Source organism: Parabacteroides sp. AF17-3, from assembly GCF_003635445.1.
Classification (GTDB): domain Bacteria; phylum Bacteroidota; class Bacteroidia; order Bacteroidales; family Tannerellaceae; genus Parabacteroides; species Parabacteroides goldsteinii.
Map to the genome: position 1 here is coordinate 160,983 of NZ_QTMM01000007.1, position 16,743 is coordinate 177,725.

The window sequence follows — 16,743 nt, forward strand, 5'->3', positions numbered from 1 at the left end:
TTAACTTATTAATAAAAAAGGTATTGCATAAAACTTGAATACGATATCTGTATTGTAGTTTTTATCACCAGGGTTAAAATCATTGTAATAGGTATTTAGATAATATGCGTTATTAGTACCACTCTCCGTTGATGTCCAATAGTCAATATAATTATCCACATAAGACCTAAATGCTATATTATTAGAAACATTAGCTAATTTAAAGTCAGACTCAATACGACTTCTATTTTGCCAAAATAAAGTTAATTCACCTCCAGCCGGTAAATACCAATCTCCATTTTTATATCCAGGATTATAATTTTTACATAGTTGAGCTATACCCTGAGATGATATGTAGCTTGTATTTGTCTTTCCATCATAATCAGACATACTAGATAAAGCATTTCCTGAAAAATTATATAAGTTAGATACATCTGTTCCTTTCCATCCCCAAGCTCCTGCAACTGTATATAAAGACATTACTCTACCTGATCCTGAATTATATTTATTATACTAAGGACTGGTCGTAGATGCTGAATAACTTAATTTGCCTAGTGCATATCCTTTTATTTTAGCCTTCTCTGTTGAGTTCATTTTAGAGACTTCTGCGGGGCTATAAAATAGTCCGTCACTGCTCATAAAATAGAATTCTGTATATGTTTTAGTTCCTTTATTCATAAATCGTCTTCTACCCATATATCATTTCCTCCTATTCTTGTTCCATTTTAGCGATGTGCCAGATACCACCAATACATTTCAGATTAAACTCACACCATTTACCTGAAGGGATCGTAACGCTACTGCCACACATGCTGATATAGCTTCCACTGGTCGGGATTGTTACAGTTCTGTTGCCCCCGCTCGCCTGAACAAACACATGAGTTTCCCAGGTATCGTAGGCTGTCCCAGTTAGATTAGCTGATAAAGAGGCATTACCGGACAGGGTTACATGTATCGTCTCGTAATTAACATTCAGACTGGCTACAGTTGTGGCCGTAGTCTTCATGCCTATTCGATCTAACTTCTTTTTGTCGGCAGCACTCATTAAGCCATTAGCAGACTGAGTTACAAGACCGTAAGTCGTGTTAGGAGTAGTAATACTAACATTACTAGAACCATTGAATGCGGTCCCATTGATAGTAAGAGTACCAGTTGTTTTATTAGCAGCAGAAGCAGTACCACCACTAGCTAAGGCACCAACCTCAGAGGCTGTATAGGTCGGTTTAGTTCCGGCTTTTGCCCAAGCAGAAACGTCTGAAGCAGGTCGGGCATTACTTAATCGACTATCATTTCCCTGGCAAACAGTTCCTGCCGCTGTGCCAAAGTTCTTATTAAAAGCATTATTTTTACTGAATACAGGCTCGTATACTCCGGAGTGATTGTGGTTTGATGCAGCATAACTGCCAACCGGCTGATATACTCCTGAATGATTATGATTACTCGGAGAGGCTCCTACTTCGGCAGCTGTATAAGCCGGTTTTGTTGCCGCTTTCGCCCAAGCAGAAACATCTGATGCTGGACGTGAATTGCTTAGTCTACTGTCATTCCCCTGGCAAATGGTTCCAGCGGTTGTACCAAAGTTCTTATTAAAGGCAGAGTTCTTCGTAAAAACAGGTTCGTAGACTCCAGAATGATCATGAGAACTAGAGGCATAATTACCTTTCAGCTGATATACTCCGTTGTGGTTGTGATTACTTGGAGAAGCACCTACTTCTGCTGCAGTGTAGCTTGGTTTTGTAGCAGCTTTTGCCCAGGCAGAAACGTCGGAAGCCGGCATTGATGTTGGAAAATCTGTTATTTCAGACTTTTTATGAGAATGTTCTGATGGCTTAAAAGCAGAAGGTTTATTTTTAATAAATGAGGGCAACTCTGTCTCTGTAACGTTCCAGTCTGTTTGTATTTGAATAGGAACAACGTATTCTACAAATTCTCCATCAGCACTTCCATCTGTTGAAGGTTTGAATAAATAAGTCTTATTTGCTTTCAGATTTTCTTTTTGTACAGACACACTTCCTGAACTTTGCGGTAATACCAAATCCAATCGATATTTAGGTACACCAGTTTCTGTTTGTTCACCAAGAACTAAAGAAGCGTCTGCAGGATCGCCTGGATTTCCTGTTGTGACTGTTCCTATCTCAAAGAGAGGAGTATTCCCCTTATCTCCCTTCGGAAGCACAAGATTTAGTAGAAACTTAGGGTTTCCATTAGAATCTGTTCCATTGGGAGATAAAGAGGCTGAAGGATTTTCGTCCTTCGTTACCAATCCGATATTAAATTGCGGTGTCTTTCCAGTAAATCCTCGTGCACCAGACATATCTACGATAAAATTGAAACTGATTACACCATCGCGTTCATTTTTTACGTAAAGTTTAGCCGTATCTGGCTCTTCTGTATCACTTCCTTCAGGAACATCGGGTATTGGAATACTAACAGCAACAAAAGATCCTAATGGAATTTTTTCATTGTCAGCATCAGCTTTCATGGCTTCTACCGAAGGATATGTTTCTGCTATACTGAATGGTTTTCCCATTAGGTTGACATCGCTTTTTACATAGTCTTTCAGCGTTCTATCCCAAAAATATACATATCCATAGGGGTCAAAAATTGGTTGCTTATCAGCCATTTCTTGTGCAGCAGCAGCGGAATTATTGGCTGATTCTGTAGCAGCTGCTGCATTTACTAAAGCTTCATTGTTGTCTATTACACGTTGTTCCTCTGCTTTTATACGTGATATCTCAGCTTCAATCCTTATTTTTTCTGCATCATCACGTTTTTTCTCTTCAATTACACGGGTATCTTCAGCATCATTACGTAATTTTTCAGCATTAATACGATCTGTTTCCGAAGAAGAACGTTTACTTTCCTCTTCAATACGATCTGTTTCAGATGTTTTGCGAACCAGCTCTGCTTCATTTCGCTTACTTTCTTCTGATATGCGATTTTGTTCTTCTTGAACGCGTAGTAACTCTGCTTGATTGCGATCAGATTCTGCATCGATACGTTTAGTTTCTGTGGAATCCCTTAATGATTCAGCATCACTACGGGATTTTTCGGAATTTGAACGTTCGGTCTCAGATGTAATACGTTCAGTTTCTGAAGCTATTCTGTTTTTTTCAGCATCATCTCTTTCTTTTTCTTTTTCTATTCTTGATGATTCAGCTTCAACTCTATTAGCTTCATTTTTAATCCTTTCTGTTTCAGAGTCAACTCTATTGGTCTCAGAAGTTATTCGATCATTTTCTTGGTTGTTACGAATATCCTCCGATAACACTCGGTCACTTTCTGATTCTTGGCGTTCTACCTCATTATTAACCCTTGTCTCTTCTTCTGTGATACGTTTTTTTTCTGATTCTAATCTTGTGTTTTCTGCAGTAACACGTTTGGACTCATTGTCTAGTCGAATATCTTCGTTACATTTTCTTACAGATTCTAAATCTATACGATCGGCTTCTGAGGATTCTCTAACTTCTTCATTTAGTTTTCTTTCTTTTTCTGCATCTTCTCTATTTGTTTCTGCTTCTTTCCTTCCTTTTTCTGCTTCTATTCTTTGATTTTCGTTAATTATTCTAATAGATTCAGCTTCACTTCTAGCAGATTCTTCAGTTTGTCTATTAATCTCATTGGTATCCCGTATAGATTCATTAGATATACGTTCTTTTTCAGAGTTAGATCTGATAGTTTCAGCTTTACCCCGTTCAATTTCAGCCTTATCTCGCAATTCTTCAGAGTTAACTCTGATAGCTTCATTTCCTTTTCTTACATCTTCATCAGTATTTCTCTGTTTTTCAGCTTGTATTCGAATCGTTTCTTCTGTTATTCTATTCTGCTCACTTGAGATGCGAGTGGCTTCATTAGAATTACGAATATTTTCAGCAGCTACTCTGGCTTCCTCTGCTACCTTTACTTTTTCATTTGTCTGAATACTGACATTTGTAGCTGCGATTGCTTCTGTTGTAGCGTCATTAGCTAGTTGAGCTGCTTCTAATGCCGGTTCTTGTAGTTGTTTTATTTCATCTTCTGTAAAATCGGAAAAATGAAAGGCTAACAGGTCACGTTGTTCATCTGTAAGATTTTCGAATTTGAAAAGGATATCATCAATAGGAACCAATAGACGTAATTGATCTTCAGGTTCACTTTCATAACGATATTCGATTCCGGAAGTTGTTTTAACTGGAATGAATTTATCTCCTCTTACTTTACCACAATCAAAAGTTAACCCGTTTGCAAATTCAATTATGAGATGCCCATCTTCTGTTGTGATATTGCTGATTGAAGTGTAAATTTTAGCGTTATCAATAAATTCATCTACTTGCTCAATGATCTCTTTTGAAGTATCAAATTCATTTTTTGTTTGGGTGGTTAATAATTCATTTGATAAAAAAGCAGCTTTCATAGATCTGCTTTTCGAATCAATAGAATACCATTTTTTATTCAGTTCTTGATCCATAGTTAAGGTTTATGATATACAGTTATGGTCTTATTAATACTAATGCCATTAGACGTTAGTATGTTTATTTTACAGCTACCAATGCTTATCCCGGTGATAATGCCATTGAAATTGATTGATGCGATTTCAGGGTTGTCGGATGTGAATGTTAGTGATTTATCTGTAGAATCATCGGGAGTAAATTTTATTCTTAGTGTAATTTGTTCTCCAATCTGAATTCTACAATTTTCAGGATATACTTCTATATTGGTAATGCCTATGATTCCGTCATCAATTGTAGATGCTTCATTATATGTTGGTTTTGTTACATCTTCTTTACCATCAGGTATGTCGCTGTGATTGGTAAACGGTGGAATAATCACTTTTTTCTTAATCCAATTAGTATATTTATAGCTTGATATAATTCGAAAGTAAATTTCATAGTCTAACCAATAAGCTTGTAACATGTTAGTTGACTGTGGCATATCAAAATACATAAGATTACATCGTTCTTGGAGTGCTCCTTCTGTATCTTTAGCTGCTTGTATTGCTTTATTAAGTCTCTCTGCTATTTGAAAAGGATATGTTTCCCAATTTACATGTTGATTATCTAACCTGTTCAATATGAATCTGATTCTTATTGTTCCTCGTCCTTCTCCAATATTTTGTTGAGCAACGAGAAAATGTACATTAACGAACCTCACAAAGCAGGCAGGAAATGCTGTTTCATATTCGGTATTGGTTAAACTCATTATTCTTTCGAATTGTCCAGTATCTATTGCTATAGTTTTAAAAAATTGAGGACTGTCTGGATTTTCTTCATCTTCTCTTACCGTTTGAATCGCTCTTTTGATAGCTTGATAAACATCACCTATTGTGTTCTGACTCTCAATTTGAGTTGATCCAGAGTCTGACTCTCCTATATCTGTTTCACTTTTTGGTTTTGGCTTATATTTTTTTATCATGAAATGATACTTTGTAATAATTTATATAACATGTTTTGGACCTTTAGTTCCATTAAAGGAGAATCACCCATAAATTGTCGTTGGATATTGGGTGGATATGTTCCGTCTTGAGAATTATGGAAAGCTGCATAACTTTTACTATCGTGCTTCCTTCTTCCTGCTGGAAAACTGTTTTCATCGGTGTATATCATTAAACCACCACCATCATAGAGTTGATACGAAATAGAATTCTTTAATGCACCTGTTTCATTTAATATAGGATGATTATAATTGCGTTTTCTTGTTCTCCAAAATTTTCCTCTAGGATCTTTCTGTAAATCAAATGAACGTTTGAATTCTCTAACATAAGTTTCTCCAATTTCTAGTTTGGTTTTAAATAATCCTGATGCAAACTTGTTAGGGGCCACTTTCCATTGATTTAGCATCTCTTCAAAAGTGATATTTGTTTTCACGCTAAATTGAATTTTGATTTTATTGAGGTAATAACTTTTTGCATTGGTTTAACTAAGGACTTATCCACAATAAAATAAGGATGATCATCTCCGAAAATAGGACCTCCTTTAGCTAGACTTTTCTTAAATATCGGATTTACTGCTTGATTAACAATGTTATCAGTGTTTGTATAGTCTTGATAATTAGGTCTGGAGAAAGATTCTATAAGATAGCATCGACATCTCCAGTCTATTGGTGGAATAAGCCATTCGGGAAAACTAGATTTTGGATAACTAAGACCTTCTAGTGCTCTATGAGAATCACGTACACGCTCATCTCCTTGAGTCATATACATTAGCGTTGTTTCTTCAGATAAGTTGATCCACCAAGCGGCTATTGTGGCTGAATAATCTATATCTCTATTTTCGGTAATTGCATATGTCTTATTATATAATTGAAAGATGTCAGTAGGATCTAAATCTTCGTTTTGTTCTTCCAAGTCCATATACATTTGTGTTTCTTCAGCTGCTGCAAAATCTATTAGATTATCCAATGCTGCCAATAGAATCTTTCTTCTTTCTATTTCTGAAGGAGTAAGATATAGGTCGTTGTGATTTCTTACAATATCTATAGCCTCTTCAAAATCAATACCAAATCTTCTGATACAATGCCCATAAGCAAAAAGTGCTCTTTTTTCTATTATATCTTGAAAATATTCTAAATCTAATGTTTGATTATTGTATTTATCAAGTAAACTGGAAAATAATCCAAGAAGAATAAGATATTCCTTTTCAGACTCCTGATCAACAAGTGATTCATCGAAGTAACTTTCATCGTCCATTTTTTACCTCCTGCAAGTAATTTACAACAGATCTACTTCTGTATCTACGTCTAGGAGTAGGAGTAGAGCCATTGTTTAGTTCTGCATCTTTCTTATCAACTTTTCCATCATCGTTAATATCGGCCCATCCAGCAGGGTTATTGAACTGCTTCTTTACAACAATGCCAAATTCTTTTGTTATTTCTTCCGGATCAATTTCATATTTGTCGGTCAAAAAATCATAAAGTTTGATTTTACTGTCAACACCCATCTCCAAACCTCCAGAATACTTAAATTCTAACCCCTTCTCTATGTAACCCATTGCAACAAGACGTGGGATTACTTCTTCGTTCATGGCATTTTCTATGTATTCCCGGTACACTTTAATGCGATCCCTGAAAACATCTTGATGTGCTTTAGTTGAGCCTACATAAGACTGTGTAGCACCAGCCATAGATTCGGACCCCAAAACAAGATTAGACACTTCTGCATTTACAAATGCTATCAAAGAGGTATATATTTTCTCAGAGTTAGACATCGTAAAGGCTTTGACTTCTATTTCATCAGTTAGGCCAGTCACGATGACTCTATTTGTTGCAGCCGAGGCAATATCGTTAGCTAGTTTATTTCTATCTCCAGGACTTTCGTTTTCAGTTTTTCCATGTATAATGGGCAGCCCATATGTATGTGCAAAATTAATGAAGTTGGATAGGGTGAACTTTTTAGCCAGTATTAAGGGTGTTGTAGCAGAAAATAAACCTAAATCTCCGGAATTTATGAGGATATAGTTTTTTTTATACTTTGGATTATCCAGATCCCAATTGGGCAACCATATACCTTGTCGCTTAATAACTGTTTTTTGTTCAGGAAGTACGTTTCTTCTTTCAATAATATTTACGTCATTCAATTTTCCGGTTATGGGGTCTATTGATGAATTTAGTTCAATCAAAGTGTATCCATACAGCTTAGATTCTGCAATTCCTCTAATAATCTTTATAAATTGTGTACCTTGGATTTTCTTTGTAGCCTCTACATCTCTTATATATTGTCCATTTGCATTTTGTTTGGCCAACATATATCTTTCACCTATAATCTGCGACTCTAGTGTTTCTAATACACTTCTTAAGTGCGCGTCTTGTTGTACACATGCCTCATACAAATCTATCAACCTGGAGCGATCATCAAGTATAGTACCTTTTACAGTTTGTGATCGTGTTGATTTGTATCGACAGTTCCTTTCAATTTCTGCAACATACTCTTGAATAGTTTTCTTGCTTAGACGAAAAATACTTTCAAGAGATCCAGAGTCTATTTTTCCTTGATTAATTGCTTCATTCATTAGGTTTTGATTTTTTAAAAGAATAGGTATTGATATGATGTGTTGTTTTATTTATTTGGTATCAGAAAAAAGCACATCAATAACTATAGTGTATTTGTTATTCATTCTTGTTAGTATTCATTTTGTCGTAATTAATATAGATAAACATAGTTGATCATTGTTGTTATAATATTTGTTGTGTTTTATAAAATAATTAATGGCGTTTAAACTTATGATAATTAGCTATATAAATAATTTATGAAAAAATAAATGCATAATTATTTGGATATATAAAATGCGGCTCTTACTTTTGCATCGTATTAATAAACAAACATAACACTAGTAAAGAATGAAGAATTAAATTTAGTATTTTAATTAATGTATGGTTTTTACTACTTTAGCGTTCAAGGAAACTTCCGTACCACAAACAGCAAAGGTAAGGAAGAAAATGCTAAAGAATTATTTTTAATTGAGTCGGCTAACTTTGGCGATGCCGAAAATACGGTCTTAGAACTTCTTGATAAGACCACACAATTTCCAGATACTATTGATATACCCAAAAACAATAGGCTGAATAATATTAAAAATCTTTTGTATAGTGATATTCTCACGGTTGAACAATCGGAGAAAAAGGGCTATATGGAGTATTTTATTGAAAAAGAGGATGGCATAAGGTTATTCTCTGCTAAAGTACTGTTTGAAGAAGTTTCTGATGAAAAGACCAAAACTACAACAGAAATTTATCTAGTACCAGCAAAATCTACATCTGATGTTGAAAAACATTTAAAAGCTCATTTGAAAGATAGCGTATTTGATTTCAAAATTCCAGATATAAATGGAACTAAGTATGATACGATCTTAGTATTGAATGAAACGCATCGAAGTTTGGTAAATGATTATGATATGATTAAGAACCGGCTTTAATGTTATACATTCCGAAACATTTTGAAGTACAGGAATTGGTATGTCCTCATGTCTATAAAAAGTGGGGACATAATCCGAACTTCATCTGGAATTTCTTTGATCCTCGTCTATTGAAAACTCTTGATTTTTTGAGAGAAAAACTAAATAAACCAATTTATGCAAATAATTGGACTTTAGGAGGTGTTTTTGATGAGAGAGGTCTTCGATGTAATTTGTGTGATTTGGTAAAATCTAAAACTAATTTATCGAAAACATATATGAGTTCCCACATTTTAGGAAAAGCCTGTGACTTTGACGTTAAAGGTATGGCCCCTCAGGAGGTAAGAGCCTGGATCATTTCACATGCTAACGAACTTCCATTTTCTCTTTCGTTAGAGGATAAGGTGAATTGGGTCCATATTGATATGAGAGAACAACAAAATCAAAAAGTTTATCTATTTACAGTTTAAAAAAATGAGTTTAAAACATAATTACAGAGCATGGTATCCTGAACTCCCAGACTTGCTTTTTGGACATGTAATGGGAGTAGACGTATTTAATGCTACAAAATTTCTAGAACTAAGGAATGCAGACCTTGAAGTGTGTACCGTAGATGATTTCAAGGATAGAAATAAATCGTTAATCAATTACTATGCTGATAAGTTGAAAATTAATGATCCAAATGAACTTTTCCTTGTTGATGACAATGGAGATACAATGATGCATGCATATTTAGCTTTTGCCTTTGTTGCATACGTTGATCCTAATTTTTCAATCTATATGCACGATCGCATGCATGAGTTGTTTACTAATGGGTTCCTTGTATCTGATAACTATTTGGTCGTTTCTGCTAAACAGAGATTACCAAAGAAAGTATTGAATCAATTAGTTTCATAAAATGGCAAGACAATCAAGACAAGAACCAAAAGGAGTTCTTGTCTTTGATCCCAAATTTGACCTGATAGCCATAACAAAAAATATAAATACAGCAGCTAAGTTAACCGGTTCTTACGCTGTATCAGTATGGCTAAACGTGAAAGGAGACCTTATTTCTACCAATAACTTATACTTCAGAGTTATTCCTGATGACATAGAAGTTGACCTTTCCGATTTTAATTCATTAAAACTTCAAGATTTTGATAAACTATGTGGGTTGGAGCGGACCTATGTGGTTCCGGAACTTCTGCTCAAAAGAACAAAAAGATTTAACAAATCAAATAGTAAATAATAATGGAAATACAAATTATAAATAAATCGAAACACCAACTCCCTTCTTACGCAACAGAACTATCTGCCGGTATGGATATCCGTGCAAACCTAACAGAACCCGTAGTGCTGAAACCATTGGAACGCAAGCTGATCCCGACCGGATTGTTTATTGCTCTTCCTGAAGGTTACGAGGCTCAGTTACGCCCTCGTAGTGGATTAGCATTGAAGCATGGTATCTCTCTGGCTAATGCTATTGGGACAATCGATGCCGATTTTCGAGGTGAAATAGGGGTAATCCTTATTAATCTTTCATCAGATCCATTCACTATATGCGATGGAGAGCGTATCTGCCAGATGGTTATCGCCACCCACAGCCAGATAAGCTGGAAACCGGTAGAAGTCCTTGACGATACGGAACGCGGGACTGGTGGTTTCGGTCATACGGGAAGAAATTAATTATTATAGATGTGTAATAACAATAAAGAAAACAAGCAAATGTCTAATTATATCAATAACATATTAAAGAGAGGAAGTTTTGAATTTGAAGGTTCAAATATTAAGTATGCCGTAAATAGTGTAGATAAGGTCGTATGGTTCCAGTTAGCAGATATCTGTAGTGCTATCCAGGTTAAGAATTGGTTTATGCCAGATAGCAAAGATTATGTTCTGGAGAAACTAACTGGTAAAAGAAAGACTTCATTTATTAAATCGCACTATACATGGGGTATTCAAGAAACTGATGTGATTTGGTTTTTGGAAGGTTATGCTGAAACCGATTCAATTCGCGGAGATCGTGCGTTAAGATTACAGAAAGTGATCAAAGCTTTTGTGAAGAGTGAAAAGCTGCTCGGAATACCTTCTTTTGGCACGATCAATGCTGAACTTAATTTGAATGGTTATACATACTTAAGAGAAAAAGTTCAGCAAGACGAATTACCTGTTACAAACCTTCCTGTAATTTTTAGTTATGGAGATAATCCTGTAACATTTAAGAATGTGGATGGTACTGTTATGGTAAACGCTACTGAAATGGCTAAGGGGTTTGCTAAGAAAGAAGTAAGACAATGGTTTGATAACAATAACACTACTGAAATAATCTTAGCAATAGCGGAAAAAAGGGGCTTAATTACCGAAGTCGGAAAAACCACTTCGTTGAATGCCAGCTCATTAGCCAAGATGTATCCCAGTTTGATTAATGTTGTAAAAGGTGGTATCCCAGGGAAAGTTAAACAAGGAACCTGGATGCATGAAGATGTTGCTCTTGAATTTGCTCGTTGGTTATCACCTAAGTTTGCTATCTGGTGTAATGATAAAATCAAAGAACTTATGAAAACAGGATCGGTGTCAATTAAACCTGAAGTTAATGTAGACTTTGGCGGATATCCAATCCCCGCAAAATTTAGCGATGCTTTAATACTGGCCGCTCACCTTCAGCAAACAGTAGAAATACAGGAAGCTAAAATAGCAGAAGATCAACCCAAAGTAGAATATTACTCTAATATGGTTGAAAATAGAGATTATTTCACAACTACAACTATCGCGACTGAACTTCGCACTTCCGCTCAAATTCTTAATCAATATTTGAGCAAAAGAGGAGTGTTAAAGGGATGTACTGGTGTTTGGACGGTAACAGATGAGCACCAAACTTTATTAGTTCCATCTCCTTTTAAATCAATCATAAGATGGAATCATGAAGGACGTACATTAATTCGTCAGCTATGGGAAGAGAGAGAAGAAGAGTTAGTAGATGCTTGATAATAACCATGTCCACCTTTTCATTTCGGATTGGTGGACATAAAAATCACAAAAACAATCATGAACGAACAAATAAGCGTATATACATTTGAAGATATTGCTACTCACATGAAAAATGAAATCCATTATTTTATGACTATAGATAATGAGGTATATTTAAACTTGAAAGATGTGGCTGTCAGCTTAGGGTTTGAAAAAGCAGAACGTAGAAATGGCAATGTAACAAAGTCAATACGGTGGAGTCGAATAAAGCAATACTTATTACAAGTAAATGATATGACAAACGTAACTCTAATAGATAGCGATACATATATTTCTGAATCGGATTTTTATGGGTTAGCTGTAATTGCCAGATCTAAAATAGCAATGGATTTTAAGTATAAGATGGCTAAAATATATATGCCTGATATCAGAAGGAAGAATGATGCTATTAGATTTGCCTCTTTCAAGAAAAAAGAGTACCTAAACGAACAGCCTTTAAATAACAAAACAATTTCAGTCAACATTTCTTCATTGATCGATAATCTCATAGTTATCAATACGCAAAGTGATGATATTGTTGAGATTATCGAACATAAAATACGTATGGCTTTAGAAAATGTCGTAAAAACATACTCAATCAATTAAAATGAATAATAATAAACAACAAATCTACGATAAGATCGTAAAAGCAAACAAGGAGTACCGGAATGGTACTCCTATTATGTCAGACTTAGAATATGATACTTGGATTGATAAGTTGAAAGAGATTGACCCGGATAATGATTGGTTCAAACATATTGAACCTGGAATGGAGGTGTCTGAGAATAGAAAGACAAAACTCCCTTATCCCATGAAATCGCTTGACAAAGTGAAATCATTGTCTGAACTTAAGAAATGGTTTATAAAGATCGGATTAAAAGATACTGACGAAGTGGTAGTCACTCCTAAATACGATGGTATAAGTTTACTCTGCAATGAACGAACAATGATGACTTACTCCAGAGGAGGAAGTGATAATGAAGGGTTAGATTGTAAAAAGCATATGGAAACAATGAGGTCAGTATATCATGACTTTCATTCTCCTATTGAATATACATTTGGAGAAGCAATTATTACTCACGATTGTTGGAGAAAATATTTTCAAGGTAAAATAAACCCCTTGAATGGACAACCTTACAAATCTGCAAGAAATACTGTTTCAGGTTTGTTCAGACGTGACATTCCTTCTTCTGATTTACTAAAGCATGTTCGACTATATCGTTATGGTGCATTTGGAGAAGGCTCTAAAGGTTTTGATAGTTATATTGACTTAGTTCAATATATGCAAAGAATATATGGGGATTCCACCTGTAGATCTCTGTTAAAGGTATCTGATATAAATGAATATAATTTGAAGATGTTGTTTGACGATTGGATACGAGAGTGTGCAATTGATGGTCTTGTGCTATATGTGAATGATATAAGTAAATGGGATTCTATTGGCCGTCATCCATCAACCGGTAATCCTCAGTGGGCAATTGCTTACAAACCTGAAGAGTTTACATCGGCAGAAGTTACTATAGTAAAATATATAGATTGTAAGGTCTCAAAGAATGGATATTTACGTCCTACAGTCGCGATTGAAGAAGTAGAACTGGAAGGTGCTACTATAGAAAACCCAACAGGATACAATGCTCGCTTCTGTTTTGATAAAGGAATTGGAGCAGGGGCGGAAATTCGTGTAATTCGATCAGGGGCAGTTATTCCCAAAATCGTTGGGGTTAATAAAACTGTAATAAAAGAAATTACAGAAATTGCGTTTTCTAATTGTCCATCATGTTTTAATCCAACAGTATGGAATGAGACAAAAACAGATCGTATGTGTCCTGATCCGAATTGTCCAGGAAGACTGTTGGCTAAGTTAGTTTACTTCTGCGAGAAGATGGAATATGAAGATATAGGAGAGGAAACATTGAAAGCAATCTTCAATGCCGGGATAGAAACCCCAAGACTACTTCTTCAGGTCGATTTGTCTGATTTGCAGAAAATAGATGGTATTGGATATGATACGGCCAGTAAAATCATTGAGAAGAACCGATCTATATTCGATGAAGGTGTTAGTCTCCCTAAATTAATGGAAATTTCTGATTGCTTTGAAGGAATTGGAGAGAAGAAGGCTACGCTTTTATTATCTAATATCGACAATGATACTCTTAGGCTGTGGACCAATAGAGAACTAAGTACTACAGATCTTTTGGTAATTGTCAATATATTGAATAATACAAAGGGGATAGGAAAGAAGATGATCGACGAATTTTTGAGTAATGAAAGAGTATTTGTAAATTGGGTAAACGAGAATCAAATCCCTATTGATTGGAATGCAAAAGATACTGGCGATTTGTTAGCTGGTAAGAAGATTTGTTTTACTGGCGTGCGAGATCGTCAACTGGAGGCACTTATCATGAAAGCTGGAGGAAAAGTGACTAATTCTATCAGTAAGAATACTTCATGGCTGGTTGCTGATGATCCAAATTCTTCTTCTGGAAAGGCTGTTAAGGCTCGTGCTTTAGGAATTTCTATTGTAACTATTGATGAAATAAAAAATCAACTTGGTTTATAAATCTTAATTCTTTGTTTAGTTGATTTAAAATCGTGTGTAAGAAATATAAAGTTCTGACCTCTTGTGAATTAAGGGGTAAATGATTTGTTTTGTATGAAACATAACTCTAATTTCGCATTAAAATAATTGATATAAAAATTAAAGTTATGGCGAAAAAAGGAGTATTGACAACGGCAGATTATTTACCTTATGAAGAGTATAAAGTGGTATTGAATAAGCTTCATATTGATAAACGTTATATTGATGAACTGTACTTTGTGATAGCTTTCAGTACCGCTTTACGTGTATCTGATATAATTCAACTACGTTGGGAAGACATATTAGATACCACATCTCTCACATGTATAGAGATAAAAACCGGTAAAACAAGAAAGATTAAAATAAATCATACAGTACAGGAAAGAATATCTCTATTGTACGAATTGTTAGGTAAACCATATAAAGGATGGTTTCTTTTTAAAGATAGTCTAGAGGAAAACATAACTCCTCAAACGATCAATAGAAGACTTAAATACATAAAGGATAAATATGGCCTTGCCGTTGGTAATTTTTCAACACATACTTTCCGGAAGACTTTTGGTAGGTATGTGTATGAGAAGATGAATAGGAGCCAAGAAGCATTATTGTTATTGTGTATGACCTTTAATCATTCAAGTCCTACAGTTACTTTACGTTACCTGGGGATTCGGCAAGACGAGATAAATAGTTTGTATGATTCAATTGAATTTTAAATCTAAAGTATGTTTTTATGAAATCAAGTTAGCCTGTTTGTTGTATTTTACTATTCCACTGAGTACATTTTCCAGAATGTAATACTTAGCGAGTCCTTCGCTATAGATATTTATAAATCATTCAAAAAAGATTATTATGGGCACAATGTGCGAAAAAATGGATAACCAAGATTATTCAAAAGTTATTAGAGTTAGAGAAGATAGTGGTAAACAATTAGTGTCGGCCAGAGAGTTATATATTGGGTTAGGATATAGAGTAGCGGATTATTCTAGGTGGATACAAAAGAATTTATCTGAAAGTCCTTATTTTATTGAAAATGAGGACTGGATATTACTCCGCATAAATGAGGAGTATTCTGGTAGAGGCCAAAAAGCTAGAGATTATGCTCTAACTTTGAATATGGCAAAGAAGTTAGCAATGATGGCTAAAACTGAAATAGGTGATCAAATCCGTGACTACTTCATCCAGTGTGAAAAGAAGCTACAATCAATGGTTAGAGTTCTTCCCCAAGATTATCCTTCTGCTTTAAGAGCATTAGCTGATGCTGAAGAAGAGATACTAGAGGCATTGGAAACTGTCAAGCAAAAAGAACTAGAGGTGAAAGAGCGTGACAAGTACATAAACTCAAATCACCATAAGGTAAATTTCTTTGATCACTGTGTCGAAGATGACGAAAAGCTTTATGATATGCTTGAAGCTTCTAAGATTCTGATGAACGGACGTAAGGGAGGAAGAAATACTATGATGTATGATTTGCGTGAAATGAAGATCCTGATGTGGAATAATTTACCGTATGAACAATATATCCAAGCTGGGTATATGAAAGTGAAAATTGTCAAGACGGTAGATAAGTATAATGTTGAACATTTCTCCAAGTCTACTTTAATTACAAATAAGGGGTTGGGGTATTTAAAGAAGAAGCTGGATGAGAATAATATAATACTGTAAAAATGATGATTAGAGAAGAGGATCTGTGAAATATAGCATATCCTCATTCTTGTTTCTAATTAGTATCTAAGTGATAATTCATTGCTTAGTTGGTACTTGTATCCATTGATTTTTGACTGACTCATATTGTAGATAAAGCGAGAAGTCTTGATTCTTATTCAATTCAATTAAATAAGGTGATTATTTACGACATTACCCTAACTAACTTTGCTAATAATACCGTTCAGAACAAGAGTTTTGGGCGGTATTTCAATATACACAGATAACTGTTTTCCCAAGCAACTTTTCTTACCAGAGTTATATATAGCAAGAACTATAAACTTTGGTAAGATGAATATCGGTAAATTCAACTCCTTATATGACCTTTTGGAAGCATTTCCTACAGAGGAAAGCTGCATCAAGTATCTGGAACAGCAACGCTGGGCAAATGGTATTCCTGTTTCTCCTTATGACCCTACGTCCAAAGTATATAACCGTGGCGATGGAATGTACCGTTGTAAGAATACAGGCAAGAACTTTAACGTCAGAATAGGAACGATGTTTGAAGGCTCTAAATTACCATTGAGAAAATGGTTCGTGGCTATCTATGAAATAACATCCCGCAAGAAAGGTATTTCATCAATCGAATTATCCAAGAGAATATCCGTGACATATAAAACTGCGTGATGCTAATAC

General features: G+C 35.0%; 16 protein-coding genes and 1 pseudogene. 11 read left to right on the plus strand and 6 right to left on the minus strand.

Annotation, left to right across the window (positions count from 1 at the left end):
* From DWW91_RS11175 to DWW91_RS11205, 6 genes are all read right to left on the minus strand, one after another.
* Positions 1 to 459, minus strand: coding sequence for a hypothetical protein (locus tag DWW91_RS11175; RefSeq protein WP_122327743.1), 459 nt, complete (start codon positions 457 to 459; stop codon positions 1 to 3).
* Between the two features lie 229 nt (positions 460 to 688).
* Positions 689 to 4,426: a hypothetical protein gene (locus DWW91_RS11185; RefSeq protein WP_122327745.1), complete on the minus strand. Its 3,738-nt coding sequence runs from the start codon at positions 4,424 to 4,426 to the stop codon at positions 689 to 691.
* Between the two features lie 2 nt (positions 4,427 to 4,428).
* Positions 4,429 to 5,370: an Ig-like domain-containing protein gene (locus tag DWW91_RS11190; RefSeq protein WP_122327746.1), complete on the minus strand. Its 942-nt coding sequence runs from the start codon at positions 5,368 to 5,370 to the stop codon at positions 4,429 to 4,431.
* The gene (locus tag DWW91_RS11195) at positions 5,367 to 5,822 is read right to left on the minus strand and encodes a hypothetical protein (protein WP_233584467.1); all 456 of its coding nucleotides are present in this window, start codon (positions 5,820 to 5,822) and stop codon (positions 5,367 to 5,369) included. Before DWW91_RS11195 ends, DWW91_RS11190 begins: the two co-directional genes overlap by 4 nt.
* On the minus strand, positions 5,819 to 6,643 hold the full coding sequence (locus tag DWW91_RS11200; protein WP_122327748.1) for a phage minor head protein: 825 nt from the start codon (positions 6,641 to 6,643) through the stop codon (positions 5,819 to 5,821). Before DWW91_RS11200 ends, DWW91_RS11195 begins: the two co-directional genes overlap by 4 nt.
* Positions 6,633 to 7,961, minus strand: coding sequence for a DUF935 family protein (locus tag DWW91_RS11205; RefSeq protein WP_122327749.1), 1,329 nt, complete (start codon positions 7,959 to 7,961; stop codon positions 6,633 to 6,635). The genes DWW91_RS11200 and DWW91_RS11205 overlap by 11 nt, the downstream gene beginning before the upstream one ends.
* Before the next feature lie 357 nt (positions 7,962 to 8,318).
* On the opposite strand from DWW91_RS11205, the gene DWW91_RS11210 reads away from it, so the two are divergent.
* The 11 genes and pseudogenes from DWW91_RS11210 to DWW91_RS11260 all read left to right on the plus strand — a co-directional run.
* Entirely contained in the window at positions 8,319 to 8,864 is a 546-nt protein-coding gene (locus DWW91_RS11210) for a DUF4494 family protein (protein ID WP_122327750.1), read from the plus strand.
* Positions 8,864 to 9,313, plus strand: a complete 450-nt coding sequence (locus DWW91_RS11215; RefSeq protein ID WP_122327751.1) for a hypothetical protein — start codon at positions 8,864 to 8,866, stop codon at positions 9,311 to 9,313. The genes DWW91_RS11210 and DWW91_RS11215 overlap by 1 nt, the downstream gene beginning before the upstream one ends.
* 4 nt (positions 9,314 to 9,317) lie before the next feature.
* On the plus strand, positions 9,318 to 9,740 hold the full coding sequence (locus tag DWW91_RS11220; RefSeq protein ID WP_122327752.1) for a hypothetical protein: 423 nt from the start codon (positions 9,318 to 9,320) through the stop codon (positions 9,738 to 9,740).
* 1 nt (position 9,741) lies between these two features.
* Positions 9,742 to 10,071: a hypothetical protein gene (locus DWW91_RS11225; protein ID WP_122327753.1), complete on the plus strand. Its 330-nt coding sequence runs from the start codon at positions 9,742 to 9,744 to the stop codon at positions 10,069 to 10,071.
* Between the two features lie 2 nt (positions 10,072 to 10,073).
* Positions 10,074 to 10,508 (plus strand): dUTP diphosphatase, encoded by a 435-nt coding sequence (gene dut, locus DWW91_RS11230; protein WP_122327754.1) that lies wholly within the window; start codon positions 10,074 to 10,076, stop codon positions 10,506 to 10,508.
* A gap of 39 nt (positions 10,509 to 10,547) precedes the next feature.
* Positions 10,548 to 11,807, plus strand: coding sequence for a KilA-N domain-containing protein (locus tag DWW91_RS28045; protein ID WP_233584468.1), 1,260 nt, complete (start codon positions 10,548 to 10,550; stop codon positions 11,805 to 11,807).
* A gap of 60 nt (positions 11,808 to 11,867) precedes the next feature.
* Entirely contained in the window at positions 11,868 to 12,434 is a 567-nt protein-coding gene (locus DWW91_RS11240; protein WP_122327756.1) for a BRO family protein, read from the plus strand.
* A 1-nt stretch (position 12,435) separates the two neighbouring features.
* Positions 12,436 to 14,388, plus strand: a complete 1,953-nt coding sequence (locus DWW91_RS11245; RefSeq protein WP_122327757.1) for a BRCT domain-containing protein — start codon at positions 12,436 to 12,438, stop codon at positions 14,386 to 14,388.
* Positions 14,389 to 14,534: 146 nt separating this feature from the next.
* Positions 14,535 to 15,119 (plus strand): tyrosine-type recombinase/integrase, encoded by a 585-nt coding sequence (locus DWW91_RS11250; protein ID WP_122327758.1) that lies wholly within the window; start codon positions 14,535 to 14,537, stop codon positions 15,117 to 15,119.
* A gap of 136 nt (positions 15,120 to 15,255) precedes the next feature.
* Complete coding sequence (locus DWW91_RS11255; RefSeq protein WP_122327759.1) at positions 15,256 to 16,068, plus strand: antA/AntB antirepressor family protein; 813 nt, start codon at positions 15,256 to 15,258, stop codon at positions 16,066 to 16,068.
* Between the two features lie 330 nt (positions 16,069 to 16,398).
* Positions 16,399 to 16,731: pseudogene (locus DWW91_RS11260) on the plus strand (IS1595 family transposase); the annotation flags it as partial.
* Positions 16,732 to 16,743 lie beyond the last annotated feature (12 nt).